This is a genomic window from Flavobacterium sp. CG_9.1 (assembly GCF_015751645.1).
GTDB lineage: Bacteria > Bacteroidota > Bacteroidia > Flavobacteriales > Flavobacteriaceae > Flavobacterium > Flavobacterium xanthum.
Genome location: NZ_JADOVC010000028.1, coordinates 1 through 17,337 on the forward strand (window position 1 = coordinate 1; position 17,337 = coordinate 17,337).

Annotated in this window: 9 protein-coding genes; 2 read left to right on the forward strand and 7 right to left on the reverse strand. The window is 36.7% G+C overall.

Translation table 11 applies throughout. The features are described from left to right. Positions 1 to 91 precede the first annotated feature (91 nt). The 3 genes from IWX83_RS13555 to IWX83_RS13565 form a co-directional block, all read right to left on the reverse strand. Positions 92 to 301 carry a helix-turn-helix domain-containing protein gene (locus tag IWX83_RS13555; RefSeq protein ID WP_196830390.1) on the reverse strand — a complete coding sequence of 70 codons (210 nt, stop codon included), beginning with the start codon at positions 299 to 301 and terminating at the stop codon, positions 92 to 94. 709 nt (positions 302 to 1,010) lie between these two features. Next, positions 1,011 to 2,405: an exonuclease domain-containing protein gene (locus IWX83_RS13560; protein WP_196830391.1), complete on the reverse strand. Its 1,395-nt coding sequence runs from the start codon at positions 2,403 to 2,405 to the stop codon at positions 1,011 to 1,013. Positions 2,406 to 2,679: 274 nt separating this feature from the next. Beyond that, complete coding sequence (locus tag IWX83_RS13565) at positions 2,680 to 3,456, reverse strand: LexA family transcriptional regulator (RefSeq protein WP_196830393.1); 777 nt, start codon at positions 3,454 to 3,456, stop codon at positions 2,680 to 2,682. A gap of 84 nt (positions 3,457 to 3,540) precedes the next feature. Here IWX83_RS13565 and dinB point away from each other — a divergent pair, with 84 nt between their 5' ends. Together dinB and IWX83_RS13575 are read left to right on the forward strand one after the other, a co-directional pair. Continuing rightward, positions 3,541 to 4,722, forward strand: a complete 1,182-nt coding sequence (gene dinB, locus IWX83_RS13570; protein ID WP_196830400.1) for a DNA polymerase IV — start codon at positions 3,541 to 3,543, stop codon at positions 4,720 to 4,722. Between the two features lie 265 nt (positions 4,723 to 4,987). Next, the gene (locus IWX83_RS13575) at positions 4,988 to 8,050 is read left to right on the forward strand and encodes a DNA polymerase III subunit alpha (protein WP_196830402.1); all 3,063 of its coding nucleotides are present in this window, start codon (positions 4,988 to 4,990) and stop codon (positions 8,048 to 8,050) included. Between the two features lie 256 nt (positions 8,051 to 8,306). Here IWX83_RS13575 and IWX83_RS13580 read toward each other — a convergent pair whose 3' ends face one another. From IWX83_RS13580 to IWX83_RS13595, 4 genes are all read right to left on the reverse strand, one after another. After that, on the reverse strand, positions 8,307 to 10,598 hold the full coding sequence (locus IWX83_RS13580; protein WP_196830404.1) for a DNA topoisomerase 3: 2,292 nt from the start codon (positions 10,596 to 10,598) through the stop codon (positions 8,307 to 8,309). 240 nt (positions 10,599 to 10,838) lie between these two features. Beyond that, positions 10,839 to 12,410, reverse strand: a complete 1,572-nt coding sequence (locus IWX83_RS13585; protein WP_196830406.1) for a calcineurin-like phosphoesterase family protein — start codon at positions 12,408 to 12,410, stop codon at positions 10,839 to 10,841. A 22-nt stretch (positions 12,411 to 12,432) separates the two neighbouring features. Then, the gene (locus IWX83_RS13590) at positions 12,433 to 13,863 is read right to left on the reverse strand and encodes a SusD/RagB family nutrient-binding outer membrane lipoprotein (protein ID WP_196830451.1); all 1,431 of its coding nucleotides are present in this window, start codon (positions 13,861 to 13,863) and stop codon (positions 12,433 to 12,435) included. Positions 13,864 to 13,877: 14 nt separating this feature from the next. Then, positions 13,878 to 17,324 carry a SusC/RagA family TonB-linked outer membrane protein gene (locus IWX83_RS13595; RefSeq protein ID WP_196830408.1) on the reverse strand — a complete coding sequence of 1,149 codons (3,447 nt, stop codon included), beginning with the start codon at positions 17,322 to 17,324 and terminating at the stop codon, positions 13,878 to 13,880. Positions 17,325 to 17,337 lie beyond the last annotated feature (13 nt).

Genomic DNA, 17,337 nt, shown 5'->3' on the forward strand with positions numbered 1-17,337 from the left:
TCAACTGTTTTCATAATGTCGTTTTTTAGGACATCTAAGTTACGAAAAACTCATCGGTGTTTGCGTTTGCTAAATCATGGATATTTCATAATTATTTATTGATTGGACTTTTAAATTGTACGTCAATATTTAATACATGTAGAACTGATAAAAGATTGATCCAACTAACCGTTTCTTTATTTTTTTCAATATCAAAAACGGTAGTCTTCCCTACTCCTGCCAGATTAGCCAATTCTAATTGCGTCAAACCTGCTTGTTTACGATGCTCTTTTATGAAGAGACCTAAATTAAAATTATCCATTTTTACCGCTTTAACAGTAAAAATAAACAAATATCCTATAAACTACAAGTAATTAAAATAAAACTACTAATTTTTACTGCTATAGCGGTAATTATTATACAAATAACAGTTAATAGGCTTAAAAAAGGAGCGAAATAAAGCTATTTTACTGCTATATCGGTAATTTAAGGGATCTATTATCTATTGCTTTTTCCTTTAAGTTCTATGAAATTAAATGCTTGGAATAATCTATCATAATTTCTATATCCATATCGAGCAAAACCTTCTATAGCTTAATAAATATCCCCATTAAATTCAGATTCATAAGTGCATAAAATAACAGTTTTAGAGTTTTTACATACACATCTTTTGTACAAAATTTTTTGCCCCCTATAAAACAAGAGTACTATTCTAAATTTCGATTTATAATTAATTTATTCATTATCAAATAATTAAAAGAAAACATACTGATTACTATGGGAGTTTGATTGAAAACATTGGACATTTTAAATTACTATCGAACACCAATGTGACAAATTCCCTTTTTTGTTTACTTTTTTATTACTGCTATATGGAGTAGATTCCTGTTTGTCCTTAATTTTTCAGTAAAGTGCTTTTCTAAATTTAAGGGTAACTTGGAGTGATAAGGAAAACCACGAAATTCTTTTTGGCAGTATTAAGTTATTATCTTTTAGTATTGCTATAAGTTGTTGTTTACCAATTTTTACGATTACTCAAACGCCACAAAATTATCATCCCTTTTCTGAATATGAACGGTTCGAGGATGTTTTTGCGCAAAAGAAAAGATGAGTTGCATGATGTACTGGTTCGTTTTATAAGGCGTCATGTATTCTTTGACTTGAGATGGATCAGTAATTACTAGGTCTGAATCCAGATAACCCATACCAAAAAAATGTCCGTTTTCGACCCAAATGCAACTGCGTTCATCCGTTGTTCTTCCTTTGTCAATAATCGCAAAACTGGGTCTGCTATTCAAATAAAAATCAATTGCTGCTTGAATTGTATCGTTATGTACCTGTATTTCAGGTAAGGCTGCCGTATCATTTTGAGTTGTAAAAACCCCATCGGACATGCTACCGTATTTGCAAAACCTTTGATCAATTTCAAATTGTTTGGCTAATTCTTGAAGTAAATTTATTCCTGCGTAAATGGTATCAAAAGTTTCCAGACAATTTTGATTTTTAGCCAGTTTTCCTATTGCCAAGTAGCGGTATCCATTTCTTGCTTCGTATTCAAACAATCCAAATTTTGGTTCAAAACGTTTCAATGCTTTATTGTGATCGGGCCATAATTGTTTTATTTCACTGCATTCGAGTAATAATGCCATCAATTCGGTACCGCAAACTTCGTGCGTAATAGAATAGATATCCCGCAAGAAAAGTTGTCGTTGCGGTGTAATGTTATGTCCTCCAAAATGCGATGCTACTCGCTTTTTTAAGTTAACCGCTTTGCCTATGTAAACCACTTTTTTATGTTCATCATAAAAATAATACACGCCTGGTTTATCTGGTAATTGATCAAAATCTTCTCGAGGTAAATTGGGCGGTAATTGCTGCTCTTGGGATGTTTTTTTAATCATGACATCCATTACTTTTTCAGAATCCCACTCTAATAATCGACTGAACAAAATGGCAGTTGCATCAGCATCACCTCCAGCACGGTGACGGTTCTCTAAATCGATGTCTAAGGAGCTACAAAGTCTTCCCAAACTGTACGATGGCAATCCGGGCTTAATTTTTCGTGCTGCTCGTACGGTACATAATTTTTTTGCAGTCCACTTTAATCCGGCTCTTTCTAGTTCATGACGAACAAAGAAATAGTCAAAATTCACGTTGTGAGCCACAAATACTCGATTGGACAAAAGCTCAAAAACTTGATCTGAAATTAAATCAAAAACAGGAGCTTCACGTACCATTTCATTGGTAATACCTGTCAATGCAAAAATAGCGTCGGGGATGTGTTTTTGAGGATTAACTAAAGTCTCCCATCGGTCGATTACTTTTTCGCCATCGTGAATGACAATCGCTATTTCAGTAATGCGGCTGTGTGTGGCATTGCCGCCTGTGGTTTCAATATCTACTATGGCGTATTCTTGTTTTTTCATTTTTTATAATAAGGAAGACTTCTCGACTGCGCTCGAAGTGACAGTATTTTGATTGAAATTGAATTATAACTTTTATGTTAAGTAATGCTTCTCGACTGCGCTCGAAGTGACAGTATTTTAATTGAAATTGAATTATAACTTTTATCTTGAGTAATGCTTCTCGACTGCGCTTGAAGTGACAGTATTTTGATTGAGATTGAAATATAACTTTTATCTTGAGTAATGCTTCTCGACTGCGCTCGAAGTGACACTATCAATCTCAAATATTTAGTTGTTAATTCGTTAAACCAATGCTGTTTTTTACCTCAGCTAGATCTTTCTTTAATTCAACAAACATGTTTTTGATCGTATCACTTTCCAGCGCTTCTGTCCGTTTGTCGCTTCTGGCAATGCTGCACTGGTATTCCCAAATTTCAAGAATATGGGACGCTTTGACTTCGTATGGTGGATAGAAATAATTATCTGATGCTAGTACCAAGGCATTTTTGTTGTTTTTATTGAGTCGTTTGTATACCATTCCTTCACTTCTGGTAATGAAAATATACGTTTTCCCATCTAAAACTTCACCCAAACCTTCTACGTAACGTCCCACAATAATATCGCCATCTTGATGCGGTGGCATCGAATCCCCTTCGACAGGGAAGCCACGGTATTTGCCCACGCCTAAAAACGGTAAGGATATTTGTTGCAATTGTTCGATATATTCGGGATCGGCATAGCCATTTAAGTATCCTGCTTTCACTTTTTGGGTTACTACTTCAATGCGGTTTTCGCCCATTTGATCTACTTGAATGGGTAAAATGAGTCGGTTATTTTCGAGTTTTAACAAATCAGTGACCTCAATTTTCCGAACATCAACAGACAGTAATAAATCAATACTGATTTGGTAATATTGCCCTATTTTCTTGAGAATTTCATAAGGTGCTTCCGAAGTTCCATCTTCGTACTTTACATAGCGACCCCTAGTAATAATAAGGCTTTCGGCTACTTTTTCCTGTGAGATTTTGTGTTTTACACGCAAGGCTCTGATATTGTCTGAAAATAAGGACATACTGAATTTGTTATAATTTGGAACAACAAATATACTAAAAAATGTTAGTATCTGTGCTAATTTTGTCCTCTAAAAAGAAATGAAATGGCACGTGCAATTGTACATATGGATTTGGATACTTTTTTTGTTTCCTGCGAACGCTTGAACAACTCGAAACTGGAAGGGATTCCGTTGATTATTGGCGGTGGTGATCGGGGTGTTGTGGCTTCCTGTTCGTATGAAGCGCGGCGTTTTGGAGTCCGTTCGGCAATGCCCACTTCGATGGCGCTTAAACTTTGTCCGCAAGCCAAAGTAATCAAAGGCGATATGGAACGCTACTCGAAATTGTCGCATACCGTCACCGAAGTGATTCAGGAAAAAGCACCTATCATGGAAAAGGCGAGTATCGATGAATTTTACCTAGATATCACCGGCATGGATCGTTTTTATGGTTGTTACCAATGGACGAATGAATTGGCCGATCGGGTAGTAAAAGAAACCGGATTACCCATCAGTTTTGCTTTGTCGATTAACAAAACCGTTTCTAAAATTGGCACGGGCGAAGGCAAACCCAAAGGACATTTGGACATCCCCGAAGATCAAGTGCGTACTTTTTTGAATCCGTTATCGATTCAGAAAATCCCCATGGTGGGCGATGTGACGTTTCAAACTTTATCCCGAATCGGTATTCGAACCATACAAACTCTCTCCGAAATGCCTGCCGAAGTCTTGCAGCGCATGATTGGTAAAAATGGTGTCGAGATTTGGAAAAAAGCCAATGGTATCGATAATAACCCAGTAGAACCGTACACGGAACGCAAGTCGATTGCCACCGAACACACTTTTGTACAAGACACTATTGATATTGCGCACCTCAAATCAATTTTGTGCGGTATGGTTGAAAAACTAGCGTTTCAATTGCGTTCCGAAGAGTGGTTGACCTCAACAGTCGTCGTGAAAATCAGGTATGCTAATTTTGATACGGAAACCAAGCAATGCAAGATTGCCTACACCTCAGCGGATCATTTGCTTACGCAAAAAGTACTCAGCCTCTTTGATGTGCTGTACCAACGCCGAATGCGGTTGCGTTTGGTGGGTGTTCGTTTTAGCGGTTTGGTTCGGGGTACTTATCAGATGGATCTTTTTGAAGATACGCAAGAAATGCTCTCGCTTTATGCCGCTATGGATAAAATGAAAAGCCGCTATGGTTTTGATGCGGTAATGCGTTGTGCTGGTGCCGCTATGAAGCCTAATAGGAAGGATGTTATTTTGAAACGGGTGAAGTGAGGATTGATTCGTAAGAAGTGAGAAGTTCTCGACTCCGCTCGAACTGACCTATTTGTTTAATATTCAAATCGTTGGGTGTGATTAAAAAAATTCGTCAGTTCGAGTGTTTTTTGTGAAGTAAAACGGAACAAAAAATGTATCGAGAACCATTTTAATAAATTTTTCTTGTTATCGATACACTTTTATTTCCGATGATTCGGGAGAAAAGTAGTCAACTTGGCGAAAAATTATCAATAAAAATTAATTATTAAAATTTAGCACTACTATGTATTTAAATTGCCATTCCTATCATTCGTTGCGTTACGGCACGATTCCACTGGACGACCTGATTGATAAAGCAGTTCGCTCTGGGGTTACGGCTATGGCACTCACGGATATTAATACGGTGACGGGGATTTACGATTTTATAACGGCGTGCAAAAATGTAGCTATTAAACCTTTGGTAGGCATCGATTTTCGTTCGGGAAATGACTTTCGGTATATCGGTCTAGCCAAAAATACTAGCGGACTCGCGGCCATGAATCGGTTTTTGACCCATCATAATTTTAAGGAAATTCCTTTGCCAAAAGTAGCGCCCGAATTTGAATCGGTTGTGATTATTTACGCTTTCGCCAATGCGCCAACGGAATTAAAACCGAACGAATACATTGGGATTCGCCCTGAAGAAGTGGGAAAACTTTTTGGATATAAAGGCAGTCTTGATAAAATGGTGATGCTGCAACCGGTTACTTTTCGAACCAAAAAAGAATACCAACTTCATAAAATTTTACGCGCGATTGATAACAATATTTTGTTGTCTAAACTCGGCGATTCGGATATCGCTACGCCTTATGAAGTGATGGTTTCAGAAGAGCGTTTGCTTGCTGCCTACAAAGAGTATCCGCAAATTATAGCCAATACGCAAGCCGTTATAGACAGTTGCGATTTTCAATTTGATTTTGAATCGCCCAAAAACAAAAAATACTACACTACTTCTCAGGAAAGTGATATTGCGTTGTTGACCACTTTAGCCCATCAAGGGATGCACTGGCGGTACGGAAAAGATCATGCAGCCGCTTTGGCTAGAGTCCAAAAAGAATTGAAAGTGATAGATGAGTTGCAGTTTAGCGGCTATTTTTTAATCACTTGGGACATTATCAGGTACAGTAATAGCCGTGGTTTTTTACATATTGGTAGAGGAAGTGGAGCCAACTCGATCATCGCGTATTGTTTGGGAATTACGGATATCTGCCCGATAGAACTCGATTTGTATTTTGAGCGTTTTCTGAATGAAAATCGCAAAAGTCCGCCCGACTTTGATATTGACTGGAGTTGGCAAGAACGCGATGTCATTTTAGAATATATTTTCAACCGATATGGGTATGAAAATGTAGCTTTTTGTGGTACCAATGTCGAATTCAAGTACCGATCCATCTTCAGGGAAGTAGGGAAAGTTTTTGGTTTACCCAAAGAAGAACTGGATCATCTAGCCAAAAACCCGATGCGGTTGCAACAAAGCAATAGCGTGGTCAGAGAAGTGCAGGAATACGGTATGTTATTAGAAAAATACCCCAACCAACGGAGCATGCATTCCTGTGGAATCATCATTTCCGAAGAACCCATCACGAATTACACGCCTTTAGAAATGCCCCCAAAAGGTTTTCCCATCGTGCTTTTCGACATGCACGTAGCCGAGTCTATTGGTTTCGAGAAGTTTGATATTCTGAGTCAACGTGGTATTGGTCATATTGACGACACCGTTAAACTGGTTGCTAAAAACAGAGGCATTCGGATTAATATTCGGGATACGAGTATTTCTAAAAATGAAGCCAAAGCCAATACGTATTTAGCTAAAGGCAACACTATAGGCTGTTTTTATATCGAAAGTCCGGCGATGCGCGGTTTGTTGCGTCGATTGAAATGTGATAACTACAAAACTTTGGTAGCCGCTTCTTCAATCATTCGGCCAGGTGTTGCGAAATCTGGAATGATGAAAGAATATATTTTCAGGCACAACCATCCCAATCAATTTGAGTATTTCCATAAAGTTTTCGAAGAACAATTAGGCGAAACCTACGGCATTATGGTTTATCAGGAAGATGTGATTAAAATTGCATTGCATTTTGGAGGACTACCCGCTGCTGACGGTGATATTTTGCGCAGAGCGATGAGTGGCAAAGGGCGTTCCTTAGCTGCTTTGCAAAAAGTGAAAGATGATTTTTTTGTGAGTTGTGCCAAACAAGGACATACCGAAACACTGAGTCAAGAAATTTACCGACAGATCGAATCATTTGCAGGCTATTCGTTTTGTAAAGCACATTCGGCCTCGTACGCGGTAGAAAGTTACCAGAGTTTGTATCTAAAAGTGTATTATCCCATTGAGTTTATGGTGGCGGTCATCAACAACCAAGGTGGTTTTTATAGGACCGAAGTCTATGTGCATGAAGCGAGAATGGCGGGTGCAAGCATACACAATCCGTGTGTGAATAAAAGTGAATTTACGACTACTTTATATGGTGAAGCTGTTTATTTAGGATTTATGCATTTGCAAGGATTGCCCGTAAAACTAGCGGAAGCAATCGTGAAAGAACGAGAACGTAATGGCGACTATTTTTCTTTAGAGGATTTTTGCAATCGGGTTACAATTGGTTTAGAAAGTCTTAAACTATTAATTTTTATAGGCGCTTTTAGGGAAACGGGCAAAACCAAAAATCAACTGTTGATCTTGGCGAGTTTACTGTTTCATTCGGCTCCATCCGATCATCAAATGTTGTTGTTGCAGGAATCGGTTAAGGAATATCAATTGCCTCAATTAGAACGTTCCCGATTTGAAGATGCTTTTGATGAAATCGAATTGTTGGGCTTTCCGATTTCGTTTACGCCTTTCGATTTGTTGCAAAGCACGTTTAGAGGTGATGTTATGGCGCAACATTTACTGCAACATCACAAAAAGCAAGTTCGAATGTTGGCCTATCTGATTTCGAGAAAACAAGTTCCCACGATTAGAGGCACGATGTATTTTGGTACTTGGGTCGATTTTGAAGGCACTTATTTTGATACGACCCACTTTCCTGATAATTTACTGCAGTATCCGTTTCAAGGTGGCGGATGTTACTTGCTCTTGGGCACGGTTGAGGTCGATTATCATTTTCCGACGCTGACAATTCTGAAAATGGCCAAGATGCCTTTTGTACCAGACCCGAGATATTCGGATGCTAAAGATCATCAGTTCCTGACCCAACAACGCATGCGGGAAGATGTGAGTAGTACCAATCGCGAACCATATCCTAGAGCGCATGAGATTCATTTGCCACGATATAAAATGGGCAATGATTTAAAGGAAGTATAATCTCTAAAACAACTCCCTAATAAGGCAACTTCGGTAGTTATTTTAGATTTTATTTTATTTGGTAAAGCTATTCTTTAGTGCTTTTAGTTCTCATCTTATCAGGAAGAAAACCTCATCAACAGCAAGAAATTAGGCACTTAAAGAATTTTGATTTGGAAAATTTAAATTGGAAATTGCAACTTAATAAAAACCAGAAATTAAGGAAAAAACAGTACTATAAAAACACAAAACAAGTATTACAAATCCTTAATTGGTATTAAACACTTTCGTTTAAAATAGTATAAACTAGTTCTTTAGTAGGTTTTTTATTTTTCAATTTTTCTCTAACCACATCAAAAGTCACTTTGAAATCACAGCCCGATTTATAGTGGCTACATCCATAAGCCGTTTTTCCTTTAATAACCGTTCCACTTTGGCATTTTGGACAGATTAATTCGTCTGGTATGGCTTTCGCCAAAGCTTTCTTAGGTTCTAATTTGAGTTGGAAATTTTCGTCAAAACGTAGCAAACCCTCTACAGCGCCGGCATTCGTTTTAAAGTCTTTCAAATTTACAGTAGATCCTTTTTGTAGTAATCGCAAATATTGATTCTCGGATATTTTTTTCTCTGCAAAACTATACGGCAATAAAAACGTACAACCCGCTTTGTAATCGCCACATCCATAGGCCGATTTTCCTTTGATGAGCGTTGCATTTTTACATTTTGGACAAGTTGCTGCTAAAATTCCCGCTAATTTCTTTTGCTCTATTTTAACGACTTCTTTTTGGACACTACTGGCATGCGAAATATTGGCACGCGTGGTTTCACTTCGTACTTCATAGACTAAAGCTTCTACCATACGTTTCATGTTGTTGATAAATCCAGCAGCGCTATACGTACCTTTCTCAATATCTTTCAATTGCTTTTCCCAAGAACCCGTCAACTCAGCTGATTTTACTAAATCATTTTGAATGGTATCAATCAGTCTAATCCCTGTTGGCGTTGGCAATACCTGTTTTTTATTTCTAACAATATATTGGCGTTTAAAAAGCGTCTCAATAATATTAGCGCGTGTTGATGGTCGTCCTATTCCATTTTCTTTCATCAATTCGCGTAAATCTTCATCATCTACTTGTTTTCCTGCCGTTTCCATGGCACGTAGCAAGGTTGCTTCTGTAAACTGATTGGGTGGTTTAGTTTCCTTTTCTAAAAACGACGGCTGGTGCGGTCCCTTTTCGCCTTCAACAAAACTTGGCAATAGATCGGCTTCTTTTTCTTTTGCATTCGGATCTTCAAAAACAACACGCCATCCTTTTTTTAAGATTTCTTTTCCTGTAGTTTTAAAAGCTACATCGGCTGCTTTTCCTATTACGGTGGTATTGGCTACCAAACAATCATCATAAAAAACGGCAATGAACCGTTTAGTAATAATATCATAAACCTGTTGCTGATTGTATTGTAAATTGGTTTGAATCCCCGTTGGAATAATCGCATGGTGATCCGTTACTTTTTTATCGTTAAAAACTTTAGTAGATTTTATAATCTTTTTTCCTAATAGCGGTTCCGTTAACGCAGAATAATTGGTTAGCTTTTGAAGAATACCAGCTACTTTTGGGTACACATCATTGGGTAAAAAAGTAGTATCGACTCTGGGGTACGTGACAACTTTTTGCTCGTACAAAGTTTGAGCAATTTTCAACGTTTCATCTGCAGTAAACCCAAACTTAGTATTGCAATACACTTGTAAACCCGTTAAATCAAAAAGTTTTGGAGCAAATTCATTTCCTTTCTTTTTTTCGATAGAGACAATTTCAAAATCGCTTTCCTTGACTTTATTGGCTAAAATCTCTCCGTCTTCCTTTTTTAAAAAACGTCCTTCTTCATAACTAAAAAGCGTCTCTCTATATAAAGTCTGCAGCTCCCAATACGGTTGCGGTTTAAAATTTTCAATTTCCTTAAAACGATCCACTACCATAGCTAATGTAGGGGTTTGTACCCTTCCAATAGACAATACTTGTTTGTACCCGCCATGTTTTACGGTGTACAAACGGGTCGCATTCATACCCAATAACCAGTCGCCAATGGCTCTAGAAAATCCCGCATAGTACAAATTATCATAGTTGGATGATGGCTTTAAGTTTTCAAAACCCTCCCTGATTGCTTCGGTAGTTAATGAAGAAATCCATAAGCGTTTCACTTCGCCTTTATAATTGGCTTCATTCATCACCCATCGCTGTATCAATTCTCCTTCTTGACCTGCATCCCCACAGTTGATGACCAACTCTGCTTTGTCAAATAAACTTTTTATAATTTTAAATTGCTTTTGAATACCGGAATTCTCCACTACTTTAGTTTCAAATTTTTCGGGAAGCATAGGTAAATTATTCAAATCCCAACTTTTCCAATGCGGTTTATAATCATTTGGTTCTTTTAAGGTGCATAAATGACCAAAAGTATACGTCACAACATAGCCGTTGCCTTCGTAATACCCGTCATGTTTGGTATTAGCTCCTAATACGGATGCGATTTCGCGCGCTACACTTGGTTTTTCGGCAATACAGACCTTCATTATATACTACTAATTTGAAGCCGCAAATTAGGAATTTATATGTTGGGAATAAAAAGGAATCGTCAGGAGTTATGAACGAGCTTCAAAAATAGAGTGCGACATTGCGTGAAATAATAAAAGAATGACAAAATCATAATTAATTGATAGCAGGACGACAGTTCTGAAACTGATTTGTATAAAAAAAGGCTTACCTAGATTAAAATCATCGGTAAGCCAAGCCAATAAAAACTGATTACAGTTTTATTTTTTATTTTCTAAGCGGTAAGAAGTTCCTCCACTATGTATTTTTCCAAATTGATCTATTGCTTTTATTTCAACTTGATGTTCTCCAATTTCTAGATTAGTTTGGATTTTCCCTCTCCAAAGATGTTTACTATCGATAGGGTTTGACGAGCGCCTTCCTGGAATTAATTCTTCGATAAGATCCCATTCATAAACGTCAATTGCATAAGCAGGATCAATTTCTTCAACATACTCCAAGGCGATCCATTGGCCTTGGTCGATACGATAGTGTAAGCTGTCATTTTTACTTCCCATAAAGAAATTCACATAAATACCAGATTTAGTAGAACGTCCTTTTTCAATAACTTTTGGAGCAAAAACTTCCATTTGATAGGTTTTGGGTTTGCCCGCTACTTTATAATCGATGTTGTATTGATTTCCTTTAAAATTAATAAAAGCATATCCTTTAGGTGTTCCATCACGCATGGTTGAAACCGGAACGCCTTGCTGATTGAGTTTCCCTGAATACCAATCTCCAGAGGTCGTTCCTACATTATAATGATGATGTGGTTTTTCCTGTAGCCAGCCTTCCTTTTTGCCAAAGTAATCCTGACGTTGAATATGGGTATGGGCCGACAAAGAAAGTGTATTTGGAAAATCTTTTAAAAGTCTAAATAACTGATCCCGGTCAGCATCTCTGAACGAATCACCTTCGGTTTCGCTTAAAGGAATGTGAAAAGCTAAGACTATTAAATGATCTTTTGGAACAAGTTTCAAATCGTTTTCAATAAATTGTAGTTGGTTTGCTGTGAAACCGCCCCAATATCCTTTTTGATTTCTTGGGTCAGGATAAAGCACATTATCTAATATGATAAAATGTACTTTTCCGTAATTGAAGGTATAGTTGGCTGGGCCAAAATGTGCTTCATAAGTCTCATCGGCCATTTCATTTGATGTGGCATCAAAATTAAGATCATGATTCCCCAGTAAATTATACCACGGAATTCCTGCTGCTTTTACCGCTTTTATATATGGATTAAATAAAGCAAGGTCATTTCCAACTAAGTCACCTAAACTTAAGCCGAACGGAACATTTTTTATACCTGCAACTTCGGTTACAATACCTTTCGCAAAAAAATCGACTTCCGCTTGAGTATATGGTTGTGGATCACCAAAAATTAAGGCTGTAAATGCATCATTTTCTTGTTGCGGAATTAATCCGAAATTAACTGATTTTGGCAGTTTTCCTGTTGGATCGACCCCTTTATATTTTAATTTTGGAGAACCATTAGGCTTGTGATTGTAAAAAAACTGTGGAAGATTATTTTCATCAACACCCACTTTATAATTCGCTGGTTTTATTACAGCTATAATGGCATCATCGTTAATAGGTAGATTGTATTTGCCATCTTTATTCGTGAGGACAACGTCAAGGCCATTAGTTACGGCCACATTAGAAATTCCTTTTTCATTGCGATCCATTTTATTATTCTTATTGTGGTCCTCAAAAACAAAGCCCTCAACATTAGTTTGTGCCATAAAAGGAATGGAGAAAAGAAGGGCACAAAAGGGTAAAAATACTTTTTTCATGATTTTTTATTTTAATTAAGATTTATTTATCCCACCAAACTTTAGTGTTAACATCATCTGTACCTAAGATTTCGACAGCTTTAAGATAATTTTGTTGGTTGTTAATTTGAATGCTGGTTGGATAGAAAAAACGGGATGGCATTATTGCATTATTTTCCATCGCAGTAGTTTTTGGAAGTATCGGAAACCCGGTTCTTCGGTATTCAAACCATTGTTGGTAATCAATAAAATATAGTGCGTAATATTTTTGAAGCATTATTCTTTCCAAAGTACCATCATAAGTTGCCAGTTGACTATCAAAATAAGTTGTTGTAATGGTAACTCCTAATTGTTCCATTGCAGCTTGAACTCCTTTTTTATAATGTAATTCAGCCTCCGTTGTGAATCCTCTTTGAGCAGTTTCGGCTTTTATAAATTCTACCTCTGCATAAGTAAACAAGAAAATATTCATTGGATTGGTGATTTGAGCTGAATTAAACGTCGAAGCATTGTAAGCAAATTGAGATTCGGCGCCAACATAAGCGCTGGGAATTCCTTTATATCCTATCGAAACAGTATTCATATCTGTTGCAACACCAGCAATAATTGGCCTTCTAGGATCTGACATAGTATTTAAGTTGTCAATAAAAAAAGAGGCTATTTTGACATTTAAGCTAAAATCCTGAGGTCTTCCCCAAGGTGAAACATTAGGGGTAGCTCCTGTAACTTTCAAAATTGCAGATTCAGCGGTATTTTCAAAAACAGGATACAGTATTGGATTTTGAATCATGGTTGCTAATTTTTGAAAAGCATTGGTTTCTGAACGATTGGATATTCGCAACAACAAGCGCATCTGAAGCGAATTAGTGAATTTTCTCCATTTTTTAACATCATTTTGAAAGAGAATATCACTGGCATAAACCATTGGAGAACTAGTTTTATAAAGCGTATTGGCTCTCTCTAAATCTGCTAAAATAGTTTTGTATATCTGCTCCTGAGAATCAAATGCAGGATAGAGATTGCCTTCTTCCCCGCTTACCGCCTCGGTCATGGGTACTGGTCCAAAAATATCTGTTAAATTAGCATAAACCCAAGCATTTAAAGTCAAGGCAATCGCTTCATAATTAGGATCTTCTGCTCGAATGGCGGCTATTTTCATTTCTTTAATGTTATTGAGCCATTTGTAATAATTATTCCAAGACGAAGCACCAATTTCTTGACTTAAATCATAGCGATGTAAGCCACCAGAAACACTTGGAAACGGCAGTGAAACTTGCATTAAATTAAAAGTCACACTTGCACTTCGGTTGGCATTGTGTGTGGCCAAACCATAAATTATAGGATTAATTAAAGTTCCTGGACTTATTTCAGCAATACGATTTGGATCCTCATTGAGTTCACTAAAATCGCCTGTACAGCCCATATTTAGCAGTATCATTGCTAAAATTGCAGTAAAAATTTTTATCTTTTTCATCATTAAATAGGAGTTTAGAAATTCACTTTTAAATTAAAACCATAACTGGCTGGAGAAGGCATTTGCCCTATTTCGATACCTGGTAAAAGAGTATCTCCATTTAAGGCTGCGGTTTCAGGATCAAAAACAGGGAAATCAGAAACAACAGCCAAGTCTCTTCCAAAAATGGCAAAATCTAAACTTGTAATACCACTGTTTTTCAACCAGTATGAAGAGAATTTGTATTGTAGACTTACTTCTCTCAATTTCACGAAAGAGGCATCAAAAGAATTAGATTCGACGTTCGCTCTGCGATAATAACGACTATACCAGTCTGGTGTTAGCGCTTCTTTCGTATTAGGAGAATATGTATTGTCTGGATTTAAAACAACACCTTCGCCTATAATTACACCTTCCTCACGGCCTTTCATTGTTGACATTATTTTTCCCATTTCGGTTAGTTTATGATGGGTTTGAGAATAAACTATTCCTCCGAGTTGACCGTCAAGCATAACATTTAAGCTTAAATTTCCAAATTTAAAGCTGTTGTATAATCCTGCTTTCCAATTGGCATTTGCATCTCCTATATATTGAATTTCATCTGGATAAGCTGGCAAACCTGCATTATCATATACGATTTGTCCATCTGGAGATCTTACAAAACCATACCCGTAAAGTGCTGTAGTTGTTCCACCCACTTTAGCAATTAAAGAAGCTGATCCTGCTGATCCTATGGTTTGTTGACCCTGAATTCCCTCGGCAAGTTCCATGACGCGATTCCAGTTTTTAGACCAAGTTAAAGTTGAAGACCATTTAAATTTAGTAAGATCTATAATTTTACCCGTAAGAGTTAATTCCATCCCACGGTTTCGCACTTCGCCGGAATTCATAATCCCTGAACTGTATCCAGTGGTTATGTCTAAGGGCACCGCGATAATCTGATTTTTAGTTGTAGACTGATAAACAGTTGCGTCAAAATTAATACGGTTTTTGAATAATCGACCTTCAAAGCCCGTTTCAAAACTAGTCGTTATTTCCGGTTTAAAGGTGGCATTAAATAAGGTAGATGGAGCTACTGCTGAACTCGCAAAGGCAGATTGATCGTAATATTTACTGGTTCTGTAAGGATCCGTGTCATTACCAACCTGAGCTAGGGATAATCGGTATTTTAAATACTCAAAAGATTTTGGAAAATGGAAAATATCAGAAATAATGAAACTAGTATTCAGCGAAGGGTAAAAGAAAGAATTGTTTTGTACTGGTAAAGTACTGGACCAATCATTTCTTCCTGTTAGATCCAAAAAAACCTGATCTTTAAAAGATAAGGAAAGAATTCCATACAGACTGTTTACTTTTTTATAACTGTCATTTACACTTACAATTGGATTACTGACACCATTTGACAATTTATAAACATTGGGAACCACTAATCCTTCAACTTCAGCATCCATCCTCTGGTATTTATAACTCATTGCATTTCCCCCAGCTGAAACCGAAAGAGAAAAATGATCCGACAGCTTGTTTTTATAGTTCAATAAAAAATCAGAATTTACTTCCTGCATGAACACATCTTGGGCTCTAAAAAACCCTTTTACATAGCGATTGATACTGTACGGTCTTTTTTGTTCCCGATCCTGATGATAGGTATTTAAAGCGGTTCTAATTAAAAGATCTAAATTAGGAGTCAACTGGATAGTAGCATTCAAATTTCCTACTATTTGATTGCTTGCTAATGAATTAGTAGCTTCATTAGCAATAAGATAAGGATTATCAATATAACTACTAAAAGGCTGAAGTTGCTGAATCTGGGTTTTTCCTTTTTCCCAAATAGGTTTGTACCAATTAAGATCAGCATTTGGGTTTTGAAAAATTGTAAAGTAAGCAATAGATCCGTTGTTATATCCAGTACTTGGTAAATTATCACTCGATCTATTGTTGTAGTTAATTACCGAAGCAATTTTGATTCTATCAGAAATTTTATAGTCTGCATTTACTGAAGCTGTAATTCTTTCAAATCCAGTATTAGGCATAATCCATTCATTTTTAGAATGACCAACTGACATTCGCATGGATCCATTTTTATCACCACCCTGAAGCGTAATATTATTGTTTATAGTAATTCCAGTACGCCAGAAATCTTTAATATTATTTTTATAGGGTTGCCAAAGTGTCCTTTCAGTCCCTTGCATTTCTGTTTTTGGATCATATTGAAAATAATATTGACCTTCAAATTTGGGACCCCAAGCGCTACTAGTAGAACCCGTATTACTTCCATCTACTGAACTACCGTAGGAATAATAAGGATTTTTGTTTTTATCAAATGATTTGCCAGTGCCTTGTCCATATTCATATTGATAATCCGGCCAACGTTGAATAACATCAAAAGTGACTCCTGAGTTGTAGGTAATACCAAGCCCTTTACTTGTTTTACCAGATTTTGTAGTAATGATTAATGCTCCATTTGCGGCACGACTTCCGTAAAGTGCTGTTGCTCCGGGGCCTTTTAACACCGTTACACTTTCGATATCATCCATATTCAGGTCTGAAATACCGTTACCAAAATCTACGGGAGAATCATTACCCATGTAAGCACTACTAGAACCTGAACTGGTTATTTTACTATTCATAGGGACACCATCCACTACAATTAAAGCATTATTACCATTTGGATTTAGGGAATTACTTCCTCTCAATGTTATTTGTTGGGAGTTTAAAGGGCCAGAACCGGATGAAACAAAATTTAAACCGGCTACTTTTCCTTTTAATCCCGAAGACCAATTGTTAGGAGCGGTCTGAGCTAGGTTATCACCGCTAATTGTTTGCTGTGAAAAACCCAATTGTTTTTCCTGTCTTTTAATTCCTAAAGCCGTAACGACTACTTCACTAAGAATATTTAAATTTTCAATTAATGTAATTTGTTGAAAACTACCATTTTTTAGTGAAATTTCCTTGGTGTCATAACCAATGTATGAAACTGATAAAACAGCTAGAGGATTAGAGATGATAAGATTAAAATTCCCATCAAAATCTGTAGTTGTACTATTCGTTGTTCCTTTTTCAAGAACTGTCGCTCCAGGTAATGATAAACCATTAACATCACTCACTTTCCCATTAATTACTTGCTGAGTGAGAATAGGCTTAGTTACTGAAATTATATTATTAATTTTATGAAATTTAAAACCTGTTTTACGGGTTATCTTATTTAAAATTACGTCCAAAGTTTCTTTGTTTACCACTAAAGTTAAACGCTGTGTTGAAGATGAAATTTTTTCGTCAAAAAGGAAAGTACACTTCGTTTTCTTTTCTATCATGTCAAAAACTTCTGTGATTTTAACTTCTCTTACATCAAGAGATAAATTTTCTTCTTCTCCACCAGAAATAAATGAAGCTGCGTTAACTCCATGAAATAAAAAGAAGCAGCCTAACAGATAAATATATTTTGTTAATTTCAAGGGAATAAGAAATTGGTTTTTAAAATTCATTGCAATATTTTTT